General features: G+C 62.4%; 25 protein-coding genes and 1 pseudogene. 12 read left to right on the top strand and 14 right to left on the bottom strand.

What is annotated here, in order from left to right; translation table 11 throughout:
* Positions 1 to 100: 100 nt before the first annotated feature.
* From RPF88_RS10910 to RPF88_RS10945, 8 genes and pseudogenes are all read right to left on the bottom strand, one after another.
* A complete protein-coding gene (locus RPF88_RS10910) occupies positions 101 to 1,198 on the bottom strand; it encodes a glycoside hydrolase family 25 protein (protein WP_337122403.1) in 1,098 nt (365 codons plus the stop codon).
* A gap of 148 nt (positions 1,199 to 1,346) precedes the next feature.
* Positions 1,347 to 2,135 (bottom strand): phosphodiester glycosidase family protein, encoded by a 789-nt coding sequence (locus RPF88_RS10915; protein WP_013532085.1) that lies wholly within the window; start codon positions 2,133 to 2,135, stop codon positions 1,347 to 1,349.
* Between the two features lie 71 nt (positions 2,136 to 2,206).
* A complete protein-coding gene (locus RPF88_RS10920; protein WP_013532086.1) occupies positions 2,207 to 3,079 on the bottom strand; it encodes an undecaprenyl-diphosphate phosphatase in 873 nt (290 codons plus the stop codon).
* A gap of 189 nt (positions 3,080 to 3,268) precedes the next feature.
* Complete coding sequence (locus RPF88_RS10925) at positions 3,269 to 3,466, bottom strand: hypothetical protein (protein WP_013532087.1); 198 nt, start codon at positions 3,464 to 3,466, stop codon at positions 3,269 to 3,271.
* A 185-nt stretch (positions 3,467 to 3,651) separates the two neighbouring features.
* Positions 3,652 to 4,049 (bottom strand): annotated as a pseudogene (locus RPF88_RS10930) (GFA family protein).
* 187 nt (positions 4,050 to 4,236) lie between these two features.
* Positions 4,237 to 5,193 carry an alpha/beta fold hydrolase gene (locus tag RPF88_RS10935; protein ID WP_127384924.1) on the bottom strand — a complete coding sequence of 319 codons (957 nt, stop codon included), beginning with the start codon at positions 5,191 to 5,193 and terminating at the stop codon, positions 4,237 to 4,239.
* Between the two features lie 40 nt (positions 5,194 to 5,233).
* On the bottom strand, positions 5,234 to 5,719 hold the full coding sequence (locus RPF88_RS10940; RefSeq protein ID WP_024504356.1) for an SRPBCC family protein: 486 nt from the start codon (positions 5,717 to 5,719) through the stop codon (positions 5,234 to 5,236).
* A gap of 199 nt (positions 5,720 to 5,918) precedes the next feature.
* Positions 5,919 to 6,167 carry a ParB N-terminal domain-containing protein gene (locus tag RPF88_RS10945; protein WP_013532091.1) on the bottom strand — a complete coding sequence of 83 codons (249 nt, stop codon included), beginning with the start codon at positions 6,165 to 6,167 and terminating at the stop codon, positions 5,919 to 5,921.
* Between the two features lie 197 nt (positions 6,168 to 6,364).
* On the opposite strand from RPF88_RS10945, the gene RPF88_RS10950 reads away from it, so the two are divergent.
* On the top strand, positions 6,365 to 6,781 hold the full coding sequence (locus RPF88_RS10950; protein WP_024504355.1) for an acyl-CoA thioesterase: 417 nt from the start codon (positions 6,365 to 6,367) through the stop codon (positions 6,779 to 6,781).
* Between the two features lie 15 nt (positions 6,782 to 6,796).
* On the opposite strand, the gene RPF88_RS10955 is transcribed toward RPF88_RS10950, so the two are convergent.
* Positions 6,797 to 7,756 (bottom strand): LysR family transcriptional regulator, encoded by a 960-nt coding sequence (locus tag RPF88_RS10955; protein WP_013532093.1) that lies wholly within the window; start codon positions 7,754 to 7,756, stop codon positions 6,797 to 6,799.
* Positions 7,757 to 7,891: 135 nt separating this feature from the next.
* Between RPF88_RS10955 and RPF88_RS10960 the strand changes: the two genes are divergently transcribed.
* From RPF88_RS10960 to RPF88_RS11000, 9 genes are all read left to right on the top strand, one after another.
* Positions 7,892 to 8,674, top strand: coding sequence for an ABC transporter substrate-binding protein (locus tag RPF88_RS10960; RefSeq protein ID WP_024504354.1), 783 nt, complete (start codon positions 7,892 to 7,894; stop codon positions 8,672 to 8,674).
* A 64-nt stretch (positions 8,675 to 8,738) separates the two neighbouring features.
* Entirely contained in the window at positions 8,739 to 9,386 is a 648-nt protein-coding gene (locus tag RPF88_RS10965; protein WP_013532095.1) for an amino acid ABC transporter permease, read from the top strand.
* 12 nt (positions 9,387 to 9,398) lie between these two features.
* Positions 9,399 to 10,058 carry an amino acid ABC transporter permease gene (locus tag RPF88_RS10970; RefSeq protein WP_013532096.1) on the top strand — a complete coding sequence of 220 codons (660 nt, stop codon included), beginning with the start codon at positions 9,399 to 9,401 and terminating at the stop codon, positions 10,056 to 10,058.
* Positions 10,055 to 10,819, top strand: a complete 765-nt coding sequence (locus tag RPF88_RS10975; protein ID WP_063171987.1) for an amino acid ABC transporter ATP-binding protein — start codon at positions 10,055 to 10,057, stop codon at positions 10,817 to 10,819. The genes RPF88_RS10970 and RPF88_RS10975 overlap by 4 nt, the downstream gene beginning before the upstream one ends.
* A gap of 8 nt (positions 10,820 to 10,827) precedes the next feature.
* Positions 10,828 to 12,471, top strand: a complete 1,644-nt coding sequence (locus RPF88_RS10980) for a N,N-dimethylformamidase beta subunit family domain-containing protein (RefSeq protein WP_027162637.1) — start codon at positions 10,828 to 10,830, stop codon at positions 12,469 to 12,471.
* Between the two features lies 1 nt (position 12,472).
* Positions 12,473 to 13,852: an aminotransferase family protein gene (locus tag RPF88_RS10985; protein ID WP_337122404.1), complete on the top strand. Its 1,380-nt coding sequence runs from the start codon at positions 12,473 to 12,475 to the stop codon at positions 13,850 to 13,852.
* A 4-nt stretch (positions 13,853 to 13,856) separates the two neighbouring features.
* The gene (locus RPF88_RS10990; protein ID WP_337122405.1) at positions 13,857 to 14,786 is read left to right on the top strand and encodes a 3-keto-5-aminohexanoate cleavage protein; all 930 of its coding nucleotides are present in this window, start codon (positions 13,857 to 13,859) and stop codon (positions 14,784 to 14,786) included.
* Between the two features lie 25 nt (positions 14,787 to 14,811).
* Complete coding sequence (locus RPF88_RS10995) at positions 14,812 to 15,324, top strand: GNAT family N-acetyltransferase (protein ID WP_337122406.1); 513 nt, start codon at positions 14,812 to 14,814, stop codon at positions 15,322 to 15,324.
* Positions 15,321 to 16,349: a histone deacetylase family protein gene (locus RPF88_RS11000; RefSeq protein ID WP_337122407.1), complete on the top strand. Its 1,029-nt coding sequence runs from the start codon at positions 15,321 to 15,323 to the stop codon at positions 16,347 to 16,349. The genes RPF88_RS10995 and RPF88_RS11000 overlap by 4 nt, the downstream gene beginning before the upstream one ends.
* Before the next feature lie 15 nt (positions 16,350 to 16,364).
* On the opposite strand, the gene RPF88_RS11005 is transcribed toward RPF88_RS11000, so the two are convergent.
* The 3 genes from RPF88_RS11005 to RPF88_RS11015 all read right to left on the bottom strand — a co-directional run bounded on the left by RPF88_RS11005 (position 16,365) and on the right by RPF88_RS11015 (position 19,318).
* Complete coding sequence (locus tag RPF88_RS11005) at positions 16,365 to 17,630, bottom strand: cysteine desulfurase-like protein (RefSeq protein WP_337122408.1); 1,266 nt, start codon at positions 17,628 to 17,630, stop codon at positions 16,365 to 16,367.
* A 51-nt stretch (positions 17,631 to 17,681) separates the two neighbouring features.
* Positions 17,682 to 18,749, bottom strand: a complete 1,068-nt coding sequence (locus RPF88_RS11010) for an aldo/keto reductase (protein ID WP_337122409.1) — start codon at positions 18,747 to 18,749, stop codon at positions 17,682 to 17,684.
* Between the two features lie 113 nt (positions 18,750 to 18,862).
* On the bottom strand, positions 18,863 to 19,318 hold the full coding sequence (locus tag RPF88_RS11015) for a hypothetical protein (protein WP_337122410.1): 456 nt from the start codon (positions 19,316 to 19,318) through the stop codon (positions 18,863 to 18,865).
* Positions 19,319 to 19,627: 309 nt separating this feature from the next.
* Between RPF88_RS11015 and RPF88_RS11020 the strand changes: the two genes are divergently transcribed.
* Positions 19,628 to 19,792, top strand: a complete 165-nt coding sequence (locus tag RPF88_RS11020) for a hypothetical protein (RefSeq protein WP_023706483.1) — start codon at positions 19,628 to 19,630, stop codon at positions 19,790 to 19,792.
* 61 nt (positions 19,793 to 19,853) lie between these two features.
* Here RPF88_RS11020 and RPF88_RS11025 read toward each other — a convergent pair whose 3' ends face one another.
* Positions 19,854 to 20,360: a DUF1993 domain-containing protein gene (locus RPF88_RS11025; protein WP_063167831.1), complete on the bottom strand. Its 507-nt coding sequence runs from the start codon at positions 20,358 to 20,360 to the stop codon at positions 19,854 to 19,856.
* A gap of 138 nt (positions 20,361 to 20,498) precedes the next feature.
* Between RPF88_RS11025 and RPF88_RS11030 the strand changes: the two genes are divergently transcribed.
* A complete protein-coding gene (locus RPF88_RS11030) occupies positions 20,499 to 21,551 on the top strand; it encodes a DUF1176 domain-containing protein (RefSeq protein WP_337122411.1) in 1,053 nt (350 codons plus the stop codon).
* A 27-nt stretch (positions 21,552 to 21,578) separates the two neighbouring features.
* Here RPF88_RS11030 and RPF88_RS11035 read toward each other — a convergent pair whose 3' ends face one another.
* A complete protein-coding gene (locus tag RPF88_RS11035; RefSeq protein WP_337122412.1) occupies positions 21,579 to 22,469 on the bottom strand; it encodes an alpha/beta hydrolase family protein in 891 nt (296 codons plus the stop codon).
* Positions 22,470 to 22,479: the final 10 nt, after the last annotated feature.

A 22,479-nucleotide genomic window follows, 5' to 3' on the forward strand; every position in this document is an offset into this window, starting at 1 on the left:
TCAAGCAGGCCGCGTGAGCGGGTCCTGAAGGGAGCGGCGAAGAGGTCGAGGATCGGCGGACACCCGAGAAAGCGAACGACGCCAAGCCTGATAGCTTGTCTCAGTTGGCGTCGGCTACCGTCTGCCGGCCGCCGGCCCAGGCGCGCCATTGCCGTTCGTCGCCATGGAAGACATTGAGGTCTATACGGCCAGTGACGCCGTGCGACAGGCCGGAGCCGGAATACTGCCAGAACAGCCATTTGCGGCCGGGATAGACCTTTGACGGATGCTGGGCGACCGCACGCAGCCAAAACGGATAGTCGAGGAATTCGCCCCTGAGATTGTCGCGGTAGAAATCGGGCGCGGTGTAGATGATGGGCCGCTGGCCGTAATAGCGCTCCAGCTTGTCCATGAACACCTGCATCTTTTCCAGCACCTTTTCGCGCGACGGCCGCCGCTTGCAGCTGGACTCGCCGTTCCACTCGACGTCGATCACCGGCGGCAGCGCGCCTTCGACCCTGGGCACGTTGCGGATGAACCAGTCCGCCTGCTCGCCCGCCGTGCGGCACCAGTAGAAGAAATGGTAGGCGCCGCGCTTCAAGCCGGCGGCGTCGGCGTTGCGCCAGTTTTTCATGAACATCGGATCGAGGTGGTCGCCACCGTCGGTCGCCTTGATGTAGGCGAAGTTGGCGCCCTGCGCCCGCAGCTTGTCCCAGTTGACGTTGCCTTGCCAACGCGAGACGTCGACGCCGTGCACTGCAAGGCGGCGAGGCGAACCCTTGCCGAAATTGATCGGCTTGGCGTCGCGAAAACCGTAACGGGTGAGCGGCCCGGCAAGCATGGCCGGTGCCGCGCGGGTCAATAGCTTGGGCGGCGACACCAAGGCTGCCGGCTCGACCGGCAGCCCGCCGATATCAGGCACTTGGGGATCAGGCGCATCAGGTGCGGCAAACACCCCCGTCTCTTCCTCCTCCGCCAAGCCGAACGGGCGCGTTTTTTCCCCCGGACCGTTGTCAGACATGGGAGCCAGTCCGGCCCTTGCCGCCCTGTTGCCCCTTGCCGCCGGAGCAGCGGCGATCGGTGCCGGCGGCCGGATCACGGAACTGGTGGTCTCGTTGGAGGGTTTCTGCAAATCCAGCGCATCGACGCCGGCCGTTGGCGAGCAGCCGGCAAGGCATAGCGATGCTATCAAAAAACTGACGACGCCCGGAATCCGCATCTGGACCTGTACTCAAAACACAACAGACCGAGGGCGAAACGACAGCCGACGGACAAACCGGATCAGTTATGAATGAGAAATTACCAATAAAGTTTGAATCAAGTTTTTTTCGCCATACCGCATGCGGGTAAGCGCGGTGGAAACCGGCTCAGGATTTCCTGAAGACGCCGATCATCGGCCCGAGATTCCAGTAGTCGTCTTTGCGGCCGATGGCAGGCGCAAACAGGCTGGATATCGTGCCGTCGAGGAACAGCGCGTTATCGCAACCGAGCGCGTCGCGGAAAAGCCGGGCGAAGGCATGGAAGGTCACCGTGCCATTCGAAATCGCAAAGACCGCGACGCCATCCTTTCGCACCCCGACACCGTCGCGGGTTTTCCGCGAAGTGCCGTCGGCCTGGAATTTCGGATGCAGCTTGCCGTCGATCACCAGCATCGGCCCCGATTGCGTCGCATAGTCGACGGTCGGGCGCCTCTTCACGAAGTCCCTGGTGGCGCGGACCGCGGCCCTGCCGTCGCGTATGTAGAAAATGCCGTTTGGCTGCAGGGAAAAGTTGCCGCTTCCCGAACCCGTTTTCACCGACGCCATCTCCTGGCCGCGCTCGACATAGAGACCGACCGGCGCGAGGTTCGGGTGATACATGCCGGCATTGATGCCGAACAGCATCGTGCGCCCGATCGCCTGTTGCGCGGCATGCAGATTGTGCAGCGACTGAAACGGCTTGCCCGCCGCATCCTTCCAGAACAGCTCGAGCTGATATCGTTTCGGATCGACCTCGCAAACGAGATAGCTGGTCGCCTCGAAGGTGAAGTCCCGGCATGGCGGCAGCGAGACAACCCACTGGCCGAACGACGCGCCAAGCGCCGCCACCGACGGCAGCGCCCCCTTGGCCATCGCCAGCAACAGTGGCACCGATTGCAGGAGGGTCAAAAAATCCATGCGCGTACCGGAATCGAAGTTCGAGGTCCGGTAGGGATATAGCCCGTTTCAAGCGATACTGTGGAACTGCCTTAGACGAGCCATCCCATGGCGACGCTCGACAACAAGACGATGCCGAGCAGGCCGCGATAGATGACGAACGGCCAAGCCGAGAAACGCTCCAGCACGCGCATCAGCCCCCATATGGCGAAGAAGGCGGAGATCGACGCGACGACCAGCCCGACAGCAAGCACCGACCAGCCATGGGCGTCGAGATGGACCTTGTGCAGTTCCCAGAGTTCCTTGAGGCCGGCGAGCGCGATGGCAGGCAGCCCGAGCAGGAATGAGAAGCGCGCCGCTTCGGCCCGCTTGAAGCCGAGCCCCAGTGCCGCTGTCAGGGTCGAGCCCGAGCGCGAGACGCCGGGGACAAGCGCGCCGATCTGGGCGATACCGACGAGCAGCGCATCGGTCAGCGACGCATCGCCCATGCTGCGCCGGTGACGGGCAAAGATCTCGGCCAGCGCCAGCAGGATAGCCATGGCGATGCAGGCCCAGCCGATCACCGTCAGGCTACGCAGCGGCGAATTGCAGGCGTTGAGCAGGCCCGACAGCGCAACGCCGGCAATGACGATGGGGATCGTCGCCAGCACGATCCAGAGCGCCAGCTTGAAATGCCGGTCGGCGAAATCGCGTCGCGCCAGAGCGTCGAGCGATCCAAACAGGATATCCCTGACGTCGCTCCAGAAATAGCTGACCACCGCGGCAAGGGCCGCAAGCTGCATGGCGGCGGAGAAGGCGGAGCCAGGATCCTGCCAGCCGAGCACGGCCGGCACGATGCGCATATGGGCAGTCGAGGAAATTGGCAGCAGTTCCGTGATGCCTTGCACCACGCCGAGGAACGCCACCTTGGCGAACCCCAGGCCGACGAAGCCCGTGTCGAGGCCTTGGGTGCAGATATCGGCCAAAATCGAATTCCGTGCATGAGAGATCGGAGTTGCGTGGACCAACCATCGGTCAATCCCGGGCAAGCCTTATCGTCATGGGCCGGATAATCAATTTACGGATTTGTAAGCTGGCACGCCGAGGTGCACGCCGTTCGAAAACCGGCCCACCTTGGGGCCGGCTTGAGGTACACAGGGAAAATCGCAAAGCGACTACGGGCAGAGCCAGAGTTTCTGGCATGTCCTGGCGATCACATGCGCCGGCGGCACTTCGGGCTCATCGGTCGAAGGCCGGCGAGCCCGTTCGAGCAGCATGCGCACCTGTTCGGGACGCACACGATCGCGCTCCATCACAAGCAGGACCATCGGATCGCTCAAAAGCTCGTCCAGGGTGCTGATGCTGTCGTTCATCCGTCGTCTCCTCGAATGCCGTACCCGCGCCCCTTAAATAGGACGACAAAGATGGCTCGCCAATGACGCTTTGCCGGCTATCTCGTGTCGATTTGGATTAAATTTTGGCCATGCTTGCGCTCTTCCCTTCCCCTGGCGCTGCGCGTCGATCCACCTTCTTCCACAACAAGGGGAGAAGGGAAAAATTAGCCTGGCGGAGGGGCGCCTTCGTATTTCGGCAGGCCGTCATCAAGCACAGCCAAGGCTGCTTCGAGGCCGTGAAAATATGCATTTGCGGCTTGAAAACCGTGGGATCGTCGAGCGAACCGGTGGTGATGCCGATAATGCCTGCGGAATCACGTCGGGAGAACAGCGTTGTGCCGCAGCTCGGGCAAAAGCCGCGCTTGAGATCCGGTGAAGAGCCTATAGTCGCCAGCGGCCCATCGATCGTCACGTCCTCGATGCGAAACAGCACGCGTGCGTTGAAGGCGGCGCCGATCGCCTTCTGGCAAAGCCGGCAGTGGCAGACGCGTTCGTTGATGGGAGCCGCGTCCGCGCGGTAGCGCACCGCCTTGCACAGGCATCCGCCCTCATATCTTGCCATTGTCTGGATCCACTGGTGGGAGAGAATAGGCGCGCAACGTATCGGCGGGGCCGATTGGGTCAATTGAAAAGCTTTGATGCAATGTCATCGCTTGTGCTGATGCGAGTTGGGATGAAGCCATGACGCCGAAAGCCGTCATGGAGCCACGGAATGCCGGCTGCCCGCCAACAGCCGGCGGTTTTGGCGTTCACTCCATTTCGCCGACGACCTCGTCCCAGGTCTTGACCTTGGTCTGGCCGTTTAGGAACGGCAGCGCGGCGGCCGTCAGCTCCGGGGCGAAGAAGACATCGTAGTGGGTGCGGTTGGGCAGGATCGCCAGGCGGTTCTGCGACAGGTTCTCGCGCATCCAGCCGGCGTCCTTCAGTCCGCCGCCGAGCATCTGATAGAACTTGATCTCGTGTTCGGGCTTGTACATATCGCTGTCGCCATAGACCAGCATGACAGGCATCTTCAGCTTGGCGACGTCGGCCGAGTAATCGCGGTTCTGACGCATGAAGCCGCCCAGCGCATCGAGGAGCTTCGGGAACTCCTCCGGATGCGGCGCCACCGCGACGTAGGATTTGTACATCGGCGTGTCCTTCATGAACTCAGCCGCGGCTGCGCTCACCTGTGCCTGCTGCGGACGCATCTCGTCATAGAAGCCGTCCGTGGCGTAGCCGGTCGATACCAGGACGAGGCGGCGCACCGCTTCGGGATGCTGGACGGCCATGCGGAAGGCGACGCCGCCGCCTAGCGAATAGCCCATGACATCGACCTGGCTGTAACCGAGCGCCTTGACGATGGCGGCCATGTCGTCGCCCATCGCCTCCACGGTGAATGGTCGGTCACCCAGCGCGGTGCGGCCGTGACCCTGCAGGTCGACGCCGATGACGGTGCGGTTTTCGGCAAGTTTCGGCAGGATCGGCGCGAACATATCCGTGGTGCCAAGACCACCATGCAGCAGAAGCAGCGGCTCGCCCTTGCCATAGATCGCATAGTAGTAGTTCAGGCCGTTGATCGTCAGAAGGCCGGACTTTTCCGGCTTCGGCAGTGCATTCGTTTCAGTCGTCATGGCAGGTTTTGTCTCCTCTGCATTGGTGATGCCCGGGCAGGCAAGCAGTGCTGCGGCCGAAGCAAAAATGGCGAAAAACAGGGTTTTGAACATATCGATCTCCTCTCCTGTCGATATCAAGGCGTTATGCGGATCAAAGCGTTTTGGCGAGTTCTTCGAGCTGGTCGGCGCACTGTCCCCAGCCCTCGTGGAACCCCATCTTCTCATGCTGTTCGCGGTCGGCGACGCTCCAGTGCCTGACCCGAGCGATGTAGCGGGTCTTGCCGTTGCCCTCGTCCTCGAAGGTCAGCGCGACGGTCATGAACGGCTTTTCCGAAGGCTGCCAAGCCTCAGTGTAGGCGTCGGTGAGGACGATCTTCCTGCCGGCAACGACTTCGAGGAAGACACCTGGGTTGGGGAACTCGTTGCCGTCCGGGCTGGCCATGACGACAAGGCTCGAGCCACCGGCGCGCACATCCATCTCCGCGCGCGGCGTCGTCCACGGTTTTGGCGAGAACCAGCGCGTGATCAGTTTCGGATCGGTCCAGCAGCGATAGACGTTCTCGCGCGGCGCATCGATGATGCGGGCGAGAACCAGTTCGCGGTCGTTGGTGGGGGCGATGTCGAGCTTGGTGGTCATGATGGCGTCCTGCGTTTGATCTGGCTTCCGTCCCAAGGACGAGCCGATGAACCGCAAGCCGACATCGGCCAGCGAAAATTTTGCGACACCGTTTCGATTGACCCGAGGCGTCACTCACCTTCGTCATCCACGGGCGGAGCAGGAACGCAGCTCCGTCGCGGAGACCCGAGGATCACGAAGTGATCGATGGGCCAAAGCCTCAGTGGCGCTTGGCTTGCACCAGATAGGCCTCGATCTCGGTCTCGCCGAGCCACTTTGCCGCTTCCAGCCGGTGCAGGCCTTCGACGAGGATGTGGCGCTTGCCGTCATGGCGGACCTGGATCGGCGTCTTCATGCCGTTTTCCAGAATGTCCTCGGCGAGATGGCGGACGGTCTCGGGATGCAGCGTCTTCTTGCGCGCCGTCGGCACGTAGATCTCGTCGACCTTGACCTTTTGCACTCTGAGCATGCCGACCCCCGTGGCGGAAACGCCGCCACCCCTGAGATAGTCCGTTTGATGGAGGCGGCCAAGGGTGCGGCTAACGAATACGAAGTCCGAAGGCCATTCTCGGTTCGAAGATGCCAGGGACAGCAGATCGTTTGCCTGTCGTCGCGCGTTTCGATATTGCGTCTGCGCGATCGTCGAAGGCCACGGAGCAAATCCCCATGAGCAAATCTCTCGTCACCTTTGTCGGCGTCGCTCATCCCTGGATGTGCGACGTGATGGGGCACGTGAATGTGCGTCACTACGCGGCGATGTTCGATGATGCCAGCTTCCAGCTTCTCGGCCATATCGCCGGACAGGACGACAACCAGGCGTCGCAGATCGGATGGGCCGACGTGCGCACCGAAATCGACTATCGGCATGAAACGAAAGCCGGTGCGCTCATCACCATCCGCTCGCATGTCGTGAAGATCGGCCGCACCTCCATCACCTTCGAACAGGTGATGTTGGGCTCGCTCGACGGCATTGTCCGCGCATCGAGCCGGACGACAAGCGTGCGCTTCGACCTTGCCGCGCGCGCCTCGGTCGCTCTGGACGAGCCGATGCGCGACCGCTCTTCGGCCTTCCTGATCGAATAAGCCTGTCTCCGCCCGTCAGCCTATGTAGATGCGGTCCTCGAGGGGCGTGTCGGCAATCAGCGTCTGCAGCCCTGACAGCAGCGCCTTCTCGGCGCGGTTCATCACCTTGTCCGGATTGACCAGCAGGAAGATGTCGATGGCCGGCGGCGCGTCATAGGGCGGCAGCCGCCACAGCATTCCATCCGCCACATCCCGCCGCGCGACGTGCAGCGGCAGCGGCCCAATGCCCAACCCGGCGACGATCATGCGCCGCACCTCTTCCAGGCTCGAGGACACGCCGACGACATCGGCGTTGAGCCGGGCCTCGCTGCGCAACAGCGCGACCGGCCGCAACGCATCCGAGATATGGTCGGTCTGGAACGATACCGAGGGCTCGCCCCGGAGATCGGTCAGCGTCAGCCCGGTTTGCCCGTAAAGCCTGTGCTGCGGCCCACAGAAGAAGCCGAAGAACTCGCGGTAGACCATCGCATATTCCAGCGCCGGATCGCGCTGGCTGACCAGGCAGATGCCGAAGGAAGCACGCCGCTCCCTCACCTGCTTGGCGACTTCGGTGCTTGCTGCGACTGAAATGGTGATGCTGGCGTGCGGGTAGTTGCTGTGGAACTCGGACAGCGCCTGATCAAAGAGCGGCGAGACGACATGGCTTGCCGTCGCGATCATCACATGGCCGGTAACATCGTCGCTGATGCCGCGCATCAGCAGCGGCAACTGCGATATGGTGCCGAACACCTCGACGCTCTGCTCGTAGAGAAGCCGCCCGACCTCGGTCAGTTCGAAGCGCGTCGCGTCGCGCTCGACCAGACGCCGGCCCACCCGGTCCTCCAGCCGCCGCAGAGCATTGCTGACGCTGGGTTGCTTGAGGTTCAGTCGCTCCGCAGCTCGCGTGATGCCCTTCACCTCCGCGATGACGACGAATGTCCTCAGAAGGTTCCAGTCGAGATCCCAGACCAGCCGTTCGGGGCGTGGAAGTGCCATTCCTGATATCTATGCTCTCTATTCCCATTATCTATTTGCGCAATGATACCGCAAAGGCAATCATTGATGACAGGAAAGCGTCTGCACGCCTCCCAAGAACAAACCTTGCGCGCCATCCAGAGGAGAGGAAATCAGATGAACAGAGTGTTTTCCGGCATCGCCGTTGCGGCCCTGCTGCTTGCGTCGACCTTCACTGCCGTTTCGGCCAGGGCCGACGACCTCGAAAAGATCAAGGCGGCGGGCGAGCTGAAGATTTCCATGAGCGGTCAGTATCCGCCCTTCAACTTCGTCAACGACCAGAATGAAGTCGTTGGTTTCGACGCCGATATCGGCAAGGCCATCGCCGAGCGCATCGGTGTCAAGGGCACCATCATCACCACGGCCTGGGACGGCATCATTGCCGGCCTGCTCGCCAACAAATACGACACCGTCGTTGGCTCGATGACGATCACGCCTGAGCGTGAGAAGGTGGTCGATTTCGTCGGGCCTTACTACCACGCCGGCCGCGCCGTTTTCGTCAGCGAGCAGTCGAAAGTGCAGAGCCTCGACGACCTCAAGGGCAAGACCATTGGCGTGACGCTGGGCGAGACGCATGAGAAATGGGCGCGCGAAAAGGGCGGCTGGGATATCCGTACCTACAAGGGCCTGCCGGAACTGCTGCTGGAACTGAGGGCCGGCCGCGTCGACGCGATAGTCGTCGACAACATTCCGGTCATGGTTGCCGTCAAGGAGACGGGCGAGAAGGTCCGCAAGCTCAACACGCCCGATATCGAAGGCGGCGCTGTTGCCATCGGCATCGCCATCCGCAAGGACAATCCGGAGCTCAAGGCTGCGATGCAGAAGGCGCTGGACGACATGCTGGCGGACGGCAGCTACGAAAAGATCTCGATGAAGTGGGTCGGCAGCGACATCCGCTGATCTCTCCTGGCTTCAGGCGACCAAAGCCGCCTGAAGCCGAGCGTTACTCCTGCTGGACCCTTTCATGGATTTCTCCTTGATGCAGCGCGTCTTCCCGTTCTTCGTGGAGGCCGCCTTGGTGACGATCGAGATCACGGTGTTGGCCCTGATCCTGGGCCTCGCGGCTGCTTCATTGGCCGCGGCCGCCAAGATGTCGAAATCGGCAATCCTGCGGACCATCGGCACGGTCTATGTCAGCCTGTTTCGCGGCACGCCGTGCCTGATCCAGCTCTTCGTGCTCTATTTCGGCGGCCCGCAGATCGGCATCAATCTGGAGCCGTTCGCCGCCGGCGTTATCGGCCTCGGTCTCAACATCGGCGCCTATATGGCGGAATCGATCCGTGGAGCGCTGGTCGCGGTCGACAGGGGCCAGACGGAGGCCGCCCGCACAATAGGCTTCAGCCGTTTCCAGACCTTGCGCAAGGTCGTGCTGCCGCAGGCCGCACGGCTGATGATCCGGCCGCTCGGGGTCAATACGGTTGCTTTGTTGAAGGGATCAGCACTTGTGTCGACCATTTCAGTCGTCGAACTGACCTACACCGCCCAGCGCTTCATCGGCTCCACCTACAAGCCGTTCGAGATATTCGGCGTTGCAGCCCTGCTCTACATGATCATGGTCTACGCGGTTGCGCGGGTCGTCGACCTGCTCGACAAACGCTTCGCCATCGTCTGACCGGAGAGCACGATGCAAGGTTTGGATTTCACCGTCGTCGCGCCCTACTGGGACCTTCTGTTGATTGGTGCCTGGTGGACGGCGGTGCTGACGGTCTCGGCGGGCGCACTCAGCTTCGTCGGCGGCATCCTGTTCGCGGTCATCGTGCTCTACGCTCCGAAGATCGTTGCCTATCCCGTGCGCGCGCTCATGTGGGTGTTCATGGGCACGCCGCTGCTGTTGCAGCTGTTCCTGATCTATTTCGGCCTGGTGCAGATCGGCATCGACATTCCCGCCCTTGCCGCCGGCATTGTTGGGCTCGGCCTGCACTTTGCCGTCTACAATGCCGACATCATCCGCGCCGGCATCGTCGCCGTCGATGTCGGCCAGACGGAGGGTGCGCGCAGCATCGGCTTCGGCAAGTGGCAGACGCTGCGCCATGTCGTGATACCGCAAGCCATCCGCAACACGGCACCACCGATCGGCGGCAATCTGATCGCGCTGTTGAAGGAATCCTCGATCGTCTCGGTCATCGGCATCGCCGAGTTGGTCCATTCGGCCCAGCTGGCGATCAGCGAAACGTTCCGCCCGTTCGAGTTCTACATCACCGCAGCGGCGCTTTATTACATTCTCAATCTTGTGCTCGAGGCGGCTTTGCGTCGGTTTGAAAGACATGTGGAGGTTTCCCGATGAGCCCGCAGCGGCCAATGGTCGAGGTTCGCGGCGCGCGCAAATCGTTTGGCGCCGTCGAGGTCCTCAAAGGCATAGGCCTGTCGGTCGATCGCGGGCAGATCGTCGCCATCATCGGCCCGAGTGGCTCCGGCAAGAGCACGCTGCTGCGCTCCATCAACCATTTGGAATCCCTGGACTCCGGTGAAGTCTGGCTCGACGGCGTGCAGGTCAACCAGAAGCTGCACGGCCATGCCTTCGAGCGGCACATCAACAAGGTGCGCCAGCAGATGGGCATGGTGTTTCAGCACTTCAATCTGTTCCCGCATCTGACCGTGATCGAGAACATTTCCATGGGACCGATCATCCTAAAAGGCATGACCAAAAGTGACGCGCATGCGCTGGCGCATAGCCTTTTGTCCAAGGTCGGGCTCGCCGACAAGATCGACGCCTACCCCTCGCGGCTTTCGGGCGGCCAGAAGCAGCGTGTGGCCATTGCCCGTGCGCTGGCGATGCAGCCCAAGGTGATGCTGTTCGACGAAGCCACCTCGGCGCTCGATCCGGAACTGGTCGACGAGGTCAATGCGGTGATGAAACAGCTTGCCGCCGAACACATGACCATGCTCATCGTAACGCATGAGATGCGCTTTGCCGGCGAAGTGGCCGACAGGGTGCTGTTCATGGATGGCGGCGTGATCGTCGAGGAAGGCCCGCCCGGCGACATGTTCCGCGCGCCGCAGAAGGACCGCACGCGCAGCTTCCTCAAGAAATATCTTTCCGCCTGAGGATGACCATGAACAGCCCAAACACGGAATTCCCCGATTTCGGACTGACGCCGGAGCAGCGCCGCCACGCGGTGCGTGGCCATTACTACGAATGGCCTGGCATGGATGGCGAGCGCGGCGAGATCTGGTGCTACAGCGACCGGTTTTCCTATCGCGCCGGCGAAACGGTGGCTTTGCATGTCAGTTCGACAGCTGCGACGTTCGGCATCACAATCACCCGAGATGGCGGCAGCGAAAACAAAGTATTCGAGAAATCGGGCATCGCGGCACGCTGGCAGGACACACCCGACCAGTGTTCGGCTGAAGGCTGCGGTTGGGAAGCCTCGTTTGAATTCCGTGTAGAGAACGACTGGCCGTCCGGCGCCTATCGGGTCACGCTGACCGCCGACGGGCTCGACGGCAAGCCGATCCAATGCCACCATATTTTCATCGTCTGCCCGCAGCCGGGCCGCAAACCTGGCCGCGTGCTCCAGGTGGCGGCGACAGGCACATGGCTGGCCTACAACACCTGGGGCGGCTCCAACCACTATCAGGGCATCACCGGGCCGGATCGCAACCAGTATTCGCCCATCGTCTCGACGCAGCGCCCCTGGTGCCGTGGCTTCGTCGTGCTGCCCAAGGATGCGCCGCGTGTGCCGCTGGAGGTCGCTGTGCCGCCGAAGACTGTGCCGCGCTATCCGCACATGGAGTGGGCGCTCGCCACCGGCCATTCGAAGAAATACGCTTCGTCCGGCTGGGCCAGCTACGACAGCCATTTTTTCCGCTTCGCCGAGCGGGCCGGCTATCAAGTCGATCTCGCCAGCCAGCATGATCTGCATTTTTCGCCGGAAATTCTCGACGGCTATGACTGCGCCGTGTTCGTCGGCCATGACGAATACTGGACCTGGGAAATGCGCGATGCCGTCGACGCCTATGTGACCCGCGGCGGCCATGCGGCGCGCTTTGCCGGCAATTTCATGTGGCAGACGCGGTTCGAAGACGAGGGCCGCCGGCAGGTCTGCTACAAATATCGCTCGCGTGCCGAAGATCCGGCCTATCTCCCAGACGGCGACGTCACCCGTGCCACCAATTCCTGGGAGGCGCCGGAAATTGGCCGGCCGGGTTCGGCGACCTTCGGGCTCAACGCGACGCGCGGTGTCTATGCCGGCTGGGGCGGCTGTGCACCGCGCGGCGTGCGTGGTTTCCCGGTCTACCGGCCCGAGCATTGGGCCTTCGCCGGCACCGGCATCTACTATGGCGACCTGCTGGGCGCCGACAGCCATGTCTATGGCTATGAGGTCGACGGGCTCGACTTCGAGATACGCGGCGGCCTGCCCTACCCGACTGCGACCAGCGGCGCGCCAGATGGCCTGCAGGTTCTCGCCGTCGGCATGGCCTCCCAGGTCGAGGAAAGCGCCGATATCCCGATCGAGGACCAGTTCCTCACCGACGAAGACGGCCGCTTCACCGCCGAAACGCTGTTTGGCGAGGCGAGCGACGCCAATCTGGAAAAGGTCAAACGCGGCAACGGCATGATCGTCAATTTCCCGCGCGGCAAGGGCGAGGTGTTCCATGCCGGAAGCTGCGAATGGGTCGCCGGCCTGCTAAGACAGGACCCGATGGTCGAACGCGTCACGAAAAATGTCCTCGATCGTTACCTCGGAAAGTCCTGACATGTCGAAAGTCCAATCCGCCGTTCAAGAAACCGAAGCCCGGCGAGACTCGCATCTGTTCTATCTGTCCAGCCTGCGCCGGCCGCTGATCGACCGCGCCGAAGGCATCTACATGTGGACGCAGGACGGCCGCCGCTTCATCGATGGCTCGAGCGGCCCGATGGTGGCCAATATCGGCCATTCCAATCGCAATGTGCTCGACGCCATGAAGCGGCAGATGGACCGCGCCACCTTCGCCTATCGGCTGCATTTCGAGAACGAGCCGGCGGAGGAGTTGGCGCGGGAGTTGGCCGGCAAGCTGCCGGAGGGCATGGACCGCATCTTCTTCGTCTCCGGTGGCTCGGAGGCGACGGAATCCTGCATCAAGCTGGCGCGGCAATGGGCGGTCGCCACCGGCCAGGCCAGCCGCTGGAAGGTGATCACGCGTTTCCCCTCCTATCATGGCGGCACGTTGGGTTCGCTCTCGATCACCGGCGACGATGCGCTGGCCGAAACGTTCGAGCCGATGATGCGGGTGATGCCAACCGTGCCGGCGCCGAATGCCTGGCGCGACCGCGACAATCTCTCGATTGAGCAGCGCGGCATCCGCTATGCCGACATGCTGGAGGAGAAGATTCTTGCGGAAGCCCCGGACAGCGTGGTTGCCTTCATCATGGAGCCGATCGGCGGCGCTGCGACCTCAGCCCTGGTTGCGCCCGACAGCTACTATCCGCGCATCCGCGAGATCTGCGATCGCTACGGCATCCTGCTCATCCATGACGAAGTGATGAGCGGTGCCGGCCGCACCGGCAAATTCCTCGGCGGCGATCACTGGAACTGCAAGCCAGACATCGTCGCCTTGTCGAAGGGGCTGGGCTCCGGATATGCGCCGCTTGGCGCACTCGCCGCACCGATGCGGCTGGTGCAGCCGTTGCTCGCCTCCGGCGGCTTCCAGCACGGCCACACCTATGCCGGCAATCCGCTGGCCTGTGCCGCCGGCCTGGCTGTGCTCGGCGAAATGGACCGGCTCGACCTGATCGCCAATGCGGCAGCCATGGGCGATGTGCTGATGGACGGGCTTAAAGGCCTGGCGAAGCGGTTTCCGTTCCTTGCCGACGTGCGTGGCAAGGGCCTGCTCACCGGCGCCCAGATGGTCGCCGATCCGGAGACCCTAAAACCGATCGACCAGAACAAGAAAGCCACGCAGCGGCTGCTCGACCTCGCCTATGAGCGCGGGCTGATCATCTATGGCCGCAGGGTCAAAGGCGGCGTCGACGGCGACAATTTCATGGTCGCGCCGCCGATGATCGTCACGCGCGAAGAGGTCGGCGAGATCATCGCCATCATCGGCGACTCGCTGGAGGTTCTGGCCTCCGAACTCGACCTGCCGGTCGAAGGGTAAAAGCATGGCCTCGCGAAAAGTCATCATCACCTGCGCCGTCACCGGCTCGGTGCACACGCCGTCCATGTCGCCCTATCTGCCGGTGACGCCGGACCAGATCGCCGCAGACGCGATCGCGGCGGCGGAAGCCGGCGCCTCGATCCTGCATCTGCACGCCCGCGACCCCAGGGATGGCCGCCCGACCGCCGATCCGGACGTCTACATGCAGTTCCTGCCGCGCATCAAGCAGGCGACCGATGCGGTCATCAACATCACCACCGGCGGCTCGTCGCTGATGACGCTGGACCAGCGGCTGGCAGCCCCTTTGCGGGCCGAACCCGAAATGTGCTCGCTCAACATGGGTTCGATGAATTTCGCGCTGTTCCCGATGCTCGACAAGCCGAGGGAATGGCAGCACGAATGGGAACCCAAGCTGCTGGAAGCCACCCGCGACACGATCTTCAAGAACACCTTCGCCGATATGGAAGCGGTGCTGGAAAGACTGGGAAAGGGCAGCGGCACGCGCTTCGAATTCGAATGCTATGATGTCGGCCATCTCTATTCGCTGGCGCATTTTCGCGATCGGGGGTTGGTGTCGGGACCGCTGTTCATCCAATTCGTCCTTGGCATATTGGGCGGCATCGGCGCCGACCCGGACAATCTCGTCCACATGAAGCGGATCGCCGACAAATTGTTCGGCGACAGCTACCAGTTCTCGGTGCTCGCCGCCGGCCGCCAGCAGATGCCGCTGATCTCAATTGCAGCAGCCATGGGCGGCAATGTCCGTGTCGGGCTGGAGGACAGTCTCTATGACGGCCGCCAGCTGGCGAAATCCAATGCCGATCAGGTGCGCCGTATCCGTGGCATTCTCGACGGGCTGTCGCTGGAGGTTGCAACGCCCACCGAAGCGCGCGACATGCTGGCGCTCAAGGGCGGCGACCGGGTGGCGTTTTGAGATGCTGATCTGAGATGAACCTGAAATGATTGCCTCGCCCAAAATCCGCCTCCGCCCCGGCCGAGTGGAAGACGTCGAAACCATCCACGCCGCGATCCTGAAACTCGGCACGCATATTGGTGCGCCGGAGGAGATCATTTCGACAGCAGATGATTTGCGCACCTACGGCTTTGGTGAAAAGCCCGCTTTCTCCACCCTGATCGCCGAAGTGGGCGGCGAGTTTGCCGGCCTTTGCCTGCATTTCCCGATCTTTTCGACATGGATGGGGCGGCCTGGCGTCTATGTGCAGGACCTCTATGTCGAGGATCGTTTTCGCGGCCGCAAGATCGGCGAGCGGCTGCTGCGGCGTGTTGCGGCGCAGTGCCGGAAGGAAGGCGGCGTCTATCTCCGGCTGTCCGTCGACACCGACAATGAAGGGGCCAAGGCCTTCTACGAGAGGCTGGGCATCGCCTGGTCGAGCTACGAACGGACCCAAAAAATCATCGGCGAGGCCTTCTTTGCTTTCGCCGACGCGCCGGAAAACGGGGATCAGGAATGAAAGCCTTCTATGCCGAGGAACAGAAGCGCCACGACCCCAGGGCCTTTCTTTCGAGCGGCGCGGCACAGCCCAATCCGGAAAAGCCGGAGCGCATCGAGAGATTGTTAGTCGGCGCACTATCTGCGGGTTGCACGATCGAGCGACCTCGGGATCATGGGCTCGGCCCGGCCGCGGCGGTGCACACGCCGGAATATCTGGATTTCCTCGAGCATATCTACGCGCGCTGGCAGCGCATCGAGGGCGCTTCGGCCGAAGTGATCCCGAACATCCATCCGATCGCGCGCAATGGCTCCTATCCGGCCTCGGCGGTCGGCCAGGCCGGCTATCACATGGCCGACACGGCTTGCCCGATCTCGGGCGAAACATGGCAGAGCGCGCTGTGGAGCGCCTGGAGCGCGGTCGAAGCCGCCGAGGCGGTGATATCAGGCGCGCCGGCCGCCTACGCGCTGTGCCGCCCGCCCGGCCACCATGCCTTTGCCGATGTCGCCGGCGGCTTCTGTTTCATCAACAATTCGGCCGTCGCGGCGCAGGTTCTGCGCAAACAGGCCGCACGGGTGGCGATCCTCGATGTCGACCTGCATCACGGCAACGGCACGCAAGGCATCTTCTATGCACGGCCGGATGTGCTGACCGTCTCGCTGCACGCCGATCCGGTGCGCTTCTATCCGTTCTTCTGGGGTCATGCCGACGAGCGCGGCGAAGGGCCCGGCCTCGGCTATAATTTCAACCTGCCGCTGCCGCGCAAATCCGCGGACGCGGCGTTTCTCGAAGCGCTCGAGGCGGCCTTCCAGCGCATCCGTGCCTTTTCGCCGGACGCGCTGGTCGTGGCGCTCGGCCTCGACGCGTTCGAGGGCGATCCGTTCGGCGGACTTTCGGTGACGACGCCTGGCTTCTCGCGCATCGGCGAGGCTATCGCAAAGCTCGACCTGCCGACGGTCATCGTCCAGGAGGGCGGCTACCTCTGCGACGAACTCGGCGACAATCTCACGGCGTTCCTCACTGGTTTCGGCGGCAAGATGCGGTGAATGCTCAAGCCAGCGTCAGGAGCGCTGCTGCCTGAGCATGGCGATGACCCGATGCACACTTTCCAGCGTTTCGTCGATTTCGGCTGCCGTGTTGTAGTGAGCAATGCCGATGCGCACGACGCCATGCTCGGCCGGAATGCCGAGCTGGTGGACGATCTCCCAGGCGTAGTTGTGACCGGACCACAGGAAGATGTTTTCGGCGTTCATCAGCCGTACGATCGTTTCGGGCACGATGCCATCGACGGTGAAGGAAACCGTCGGCACGCGATCGCCGAGCCGCTTCGGGTCAGTGATGCCGTGGACGGTCAAGCCCTCGATATCGGACAGGCCGTCGATCAGTTGTTGCGCCAACGGGTTTTCGTACGCGATCGAAGCCGCGAACGCCTTGGCGATCTTCTGCCTTCTTGAACCGCCGTCGCCCGCCGCCGCGCCAAGGTCGGCAAAGTAGTCGACCGCGGCGGTGAGGCCGGCCATCAGCTCGATCTGCGGCGTGCCGAGTTCGAACCGCTCCGGCAGACCGTTGGAAGAGCAGCGGCATTTGTAGGGCTCCAGCGTCTCGATGACATCACGCCGGCCCCACAATATGCCCATATGCGGGCCGAAGAATTTGTAGGCCGAGCAGATCAGGAAATCGCAGCCGAGCTCCTGCACGTCGATCAGGCCATGCGGCGCGAATTGGACGGCATCGACATAGACCAGCGCACCGGCATTCCTGGCTATCGCAGTCAGCGCCTTCACCCGGTTGATCGAACCGGTCAAATTGCTGGCGTAGTTCAACGCGACCAGCCGTGTCTTCTCCGAAAGCAAGCCAGCCAGCGTCGCCTCCTCGACCTGCCAGCTGGTTTCGTCGAACGGCAGCCAGCGCACGACGAGGCCGTGATCCTCGGCCAGTTGCAGCCAGGGCGAGATGTTGCCCTCATGGTCCATGCGGGTGAGGGTGATCTCGTCGCCGGGCTGCATCGTGCGGCCGAGCGTGCGCGAGATGTGGTAGGTCAGCGTCGTCATGTTGGCGCCGATGATGATTTCCTCAGGACTTGCGGCGCCGAGGAAATCGGCCATGGCCTCATGTGCCTCATCGACGACGGCCTGCGCGGCAATCGTCGTTTCGAAGTAGCCGCCAAGGTTCGCATTGGTGGTCAAGAGACAGCGCGATACCGCATCCGCCACTGCCTGTGGCACCTGCGTGCCGGCAGGGTTGTCGAGATAGATGCGGCGGCGGCCCTTGTCGGTCAGAGAGAGAGCGGGAAATTTTCCCCGGATAGCCTCGATCGGAAAATTCATTGCCGCCCTTCTCCCATTGTAATCGTTGGATATTCGGCCAGCAATCCCCGTTCAAGGACAGGGATTGCCGACCCGCTGGTGGATCGCATCCACCGCCTTCTGCATTTCGTCGGTCCAGACGACGTCGACGGAAGACAGCGCCATATCGAGCTGCGCAACGGTCGTCGCGCCGACGATGTTCGAGGTCACGAACGGCCGGCTCGAGACAAAGGCGTTGGCAAACAGTGCCGGCTCCAGGCCAAAGGAGCGCGCCAGCTCGTTGTATTCGAGTTGTGCCTCGGCGGCACCTGGCGTCTCGTAGCGCTGGCCGCGATTGAACAGCTGCGTGCGCGAGCCCTGAGGCCGCGCGCCGTGGTCGTACTTGCCGGTGAGATAGCCCTGCGCCAGCGGCGAATAGGGCAGCAGCGACACCTGCTCGCGCTCGCAGACCTCGGCGAGATTCACCTCGAAGGTGCGGTTGACGAGATTATAGGCGTTCTGGATCGACGCGACGCGCGGGCCGATACCCTGGTCGGCTTCGGCAAGGAACCGCATCACGCCCCAGGAACTCTCGTTCGACAGGCCGAAATGCCGGATCTTTCCTGCCTTCACCAATTCGTCAAACACGGCAAGCGTCTCGGCGATCGGCGTTTCGCCGGCCGGTGCGCCGACGGAATCGGCGCGTGGCGACACGGCGCCGACGCGCGTCGGGTTGGCGCCCCAGGGGATATCCCGCTCCGGCCAGTGGATCTGATAGAGGTCGATGTAGTCGGTGCCGAGCTTGGCTAGCGACTTGTCGATGGCGTCAAAGATATCGGCGCGCACCAGTTGCGACGGCCTGTCGCCGCGAAACCAGCTGTTGGCCGTGCGGCCGACGACCTTCGAGGCCAAGATCACCTTGTCGCGGTTGCCCTTGGCTTTCATCCAGTTGCCGATGATCTTTTCGGTCCGTCCCTGCGTCTCCGCCTTGGGCGGGATCGGATAGAGCTCGGCGGTGTCGATGAAATTGACGCCGCGCGAGAAAGCCAGGTCCATCTGGGCGTGGCCTTCGGCCTCGGTGTTCTGCTGGCCCCAGGTCATGGAGCCCAGGCAGATCTGGGTAACAAGAAGATCGGTCCGACCGAGACGGCGTTTGTGCATGGATTCGGCTCCGGAGGAAGGCTGGCGCGACTGCGCGGAGGAGCCGCATCTATAGGCAAAGCAGAGCCGCTCTCCAAGCCTCGCCAGGCCGACTTTTGCGTGAACCAGCCGGGTTAGCGGCGAGCACCGGCCAGTGCACGACGCTTGGCCTCGTCGATCAGCATGTTGGCCACTTGCATGCGGATCATGGCGCGCTGGCGCAAATGCGGGGCGACGCGGTCGGGATGGTTGGCAAAGGCAAAGCTGCGGCGCATACGGCCGAAATCGGCGACCTGCTTGGGCTGATTGAGGCCGAGTTCGACGGCGATGGCTTCGGGATCGATCGGCGGCAGTTTTTCCTCGGGCTTTGGCTCTTCGCCGGCGAGAACCAGCTTGGCATGATCGAGCAAAGCGGCGAATTCGGTCGCCAGATCCGCGCCCGCCTCGCGATATTCGGCAGCGGAAACCTTGATGCGACCGGAATGGAGCTCATCGGCCACCGAAAGATAGTCGAACGGGATGGATGGACGAGCGCCGGCCTCTACGTCCTCGCCATTCTTGTCGGGGGCGATGAAGAGGTCGTCGAGCAACGAAGCGAAATCCCGCTTGGCGCCAGTAGCGATGTCAGCCTCCCCCTCGCCCGACCATTCGGGTATCGAAGCATAGAACCGGCTCGTTAAAAATGCATGGCACCGATCTCAATGAATTTAGCCGTCGCCTCGTGGCAGCCATGCAGCCAGCATTCGAGGCTACGATGCGCGTCAGCAAAAGTTTCACCCGGTTGCGGAAAATGGCGAAAAAATTCGCCAAGACATGGCAGGTATGCAAATGCTGCACTGCACAATTGTCACGATTCACCTATATTGGCAGCCGTGGAGGACCAATTTGGGGCTTGAATCATGGGTTTCTTCACTGAAATGTTCGCCCGGCCTCGGCCGCAGGAACATCTGAGATACCGCTCGGCGCTCGCGCTGCTTCATTCGATGAGCAATGCCGACCGCGCCGACATCGGGATCAAGCCGGCCGACTTCCCCCGCATCGCCCGCGAAATGTCCGTTCGCTAGCTGCATCCGGTGTTCAGGATGTCCCGGATCGGTCCGGGACACCTCCAAAAAACTCAATTCCTTAGCGCGATCCCAGGAACGTCGCCTTGCCCAACGGTACGCCATTGTGGCGAAGGATGTCGTAAGCCGTGGTGAGATGAAAATAGAAGTTGGGCATGGCCACATGCAGCAGATACTGCAGGCCGGGCATCGAGCTTTCGCGTCCACCAAGCTTCAGCTCGATGATCTTGTCATCGGAGCCGTCGAATTCGGCAGCCGAAAATGTCGCGAGAAGGTCGAGCGTCTTCGTGATGCGAGCCTGGACATCGGCAAAACTCGCCTCATTGTCCTCGTATTTCGGCACTTCGCGGCCGGCGAGCCGTGACGGCGCGCCCTTGGCATGATCGGTGGCGATCTGCACCTGCCTGGTCAAGGCGAACATGTCCGGCGCCAGCCGCGCCGTCAGAAAAACCTGCGGGTCTATCTTGCGGTCCAGCGCATTCTGTTCGGCGGTCGCAAGCACATTGGAAAGCGCTTTCAGCCTGGCCGAAAACACCGGCACGGATGCCTCATACATCGATATCGTCACGTCAAATCTCCTGCCCGGCCCAGCGCCGGCGGACGCGACGTAGCGCCTTCGTGCAGGATTTTTCAAGGCCGCCGACGCCGCGTCACCACGTTGCCGCAATCGCCGTCGTAGAATCCTCTTATCGAGCGGAGGTTCCCGATGAGATGCGCCCTTTTCGCAGCGACTGCCTTTCTCTCCCTTGCCCCGATCGGTCAAACGACCTTGGCAGCCGAAGATGCCCGCGAAACGCCCTATGTCGACGACCGGTCGAGCGCCGATGCTGTTGTGCGTTCGCTCTACAGCGCCATCAGCCGGCACGAATTCGCTCGCGCCTGGGGGTATTTCGGCGATACAAAACCGGCAAAGGATTTCGACAGTTTCGTCAAGGGCTATGACGGCACCGACAAGGTCGAGGTCTTGACCGGGGCGGTTTCCGACGAAGGTGCGGCCGGCAGCATTTTCTACAACGTGCCCGTCGCCATCCGCGCCACCGACAAGAGCGGCGGCGAAAAGGTTTTTGCCGGCTGCTACACGCTGCGCCAGGTGAATGCCCAGATCCAGGCGGAGCCACCGTTCGATCCGATCCACATCGAGAAGGGGGCACTGAAACCCTCCACCGCCGATTTCGAGGAGGCGCTGCCGCCAAGCTGCGGCGACGGGCCGCCGCCACCGAAGAAGGACACCGCACTGGAGCAGGCAAAGAAGGCGTTTCTGGCAACCTATGGCGGCCAGTGCGACAAACAGTTCCTGGCCGACGAGCCGACGGTCTTTTCAATCAAATACAAGGACAAGGATGCGCAGCCCGGCGACCCCGACAAGGAGACGCGGCTGTTCCATTTTTCCTGCTCGGCCGCCGCCTACAATGAAAGCTCGGTCTATTATATGACCGACGAGACATCGGCCGTGCAGCAATTGCAATTCGCCGAACCCAAGATGGACATCCGCTACGAGAACAATGACAGCAACGGCAAATTGCTGGGCATGAGCATCGTCGGTTTCCAGACGTCCGGCTGGGCGGTCAATTCCGACTACGACGAGGCCACCCAGACGATCACCACGTTCAACAAGTGGCGCGGGGTCGGCGATGCTTCCGACGCCGGCACGTATCTGTTCCGCAACGGCAATTTCTCGCTGGTCCAGTACGACGTCGATGCATCATATGACGGCGAGCAAAATCCCGAGACTGTCGTCGACTACAACACTGCGCCTTGAGCGTCACACGGGCTTGCAGGCAGCCTGTCAGGGCGACTTCGACAGCATCCAGTTGAGCGTGCCGCGCCAGTCGGTCATGCGGATCGGGGTGCCATGGGTGCCGGTCTCGAAACGAACGAAACGGGTCGGGTAAGTCTTCGATTTGGCCAGGATCGAGCGAAAGAATGCCTCCTGATTTGCCACTGGGAAGACCACGTCGTGACTGCCCTGGCCGAAAAAGACCGGCACACGGCGCTTGAATGCTGGGCTGGTGAAAAAGCTCTCATCCCATAGCGAGCCGAGCAGCAGCAGGCCGTTGATGCGGCCGCCCATGTCCTTGCGCGCGGCAAGCTTCCAGCACAGCGCACCACCCATCGATCCGCAGGCAACGAAGATCTTCGCGCCTGGCGACCGGTCGGCATAGTGACCGATCAGCGCTGCCACCTGCGCTGCTCCCTTGTCGCCGAAATCGGTAAAATCCGGGCTAAGGTAGAGGCCGCCATTGCCGGCCATCAGGTTCTTGAGCCGGTTGAAATTGCCGCCGAAGGTGAAGTCGTCGACGCCTTGCTTGCGGCTGCCGCCCTGCCCGTGCAGGTAAAGCACGATGATGCCGGCGCCCTCGGTCTTGCCGACGGCGACATGCCTGATATCGCCGGCGTCGGTTTTCAGCAACAGATCCTGCTGCACCTTGCGCACGCTGGCGTCGGTATATTGGGCGTTCACCCGCCGCTCGGGCACCTGGTCACGCTGGTTGATGTCGCGCATCTCGCGGTAGTCGATGACCGTGTAGGCGCCGTTGCTGTCGGACGACAGCGTGGGCGGATAGGCGAAGAGATCGTCCTTGAAGGGTTTTAGGGACAGCGTCTGACTTTGCGCAGCCGACGACAGCAACGCGGTCGTGACTGCAAAGGCACAGAAAATTTGGCGGCGAAAAGACATACCCAACGCA

The sequence above is a fragment of the Mesorhizobium sp. ISC11 genome (genome assembly GCF_037162595.1).
GTDB classification, from domain to species: Bacteria; Pseudomonadota; Alphaproteobacteria; order Rhizobiales; family Rhizobiaceae; genus Mesorhizobium; species Mesorhizobium ciceri.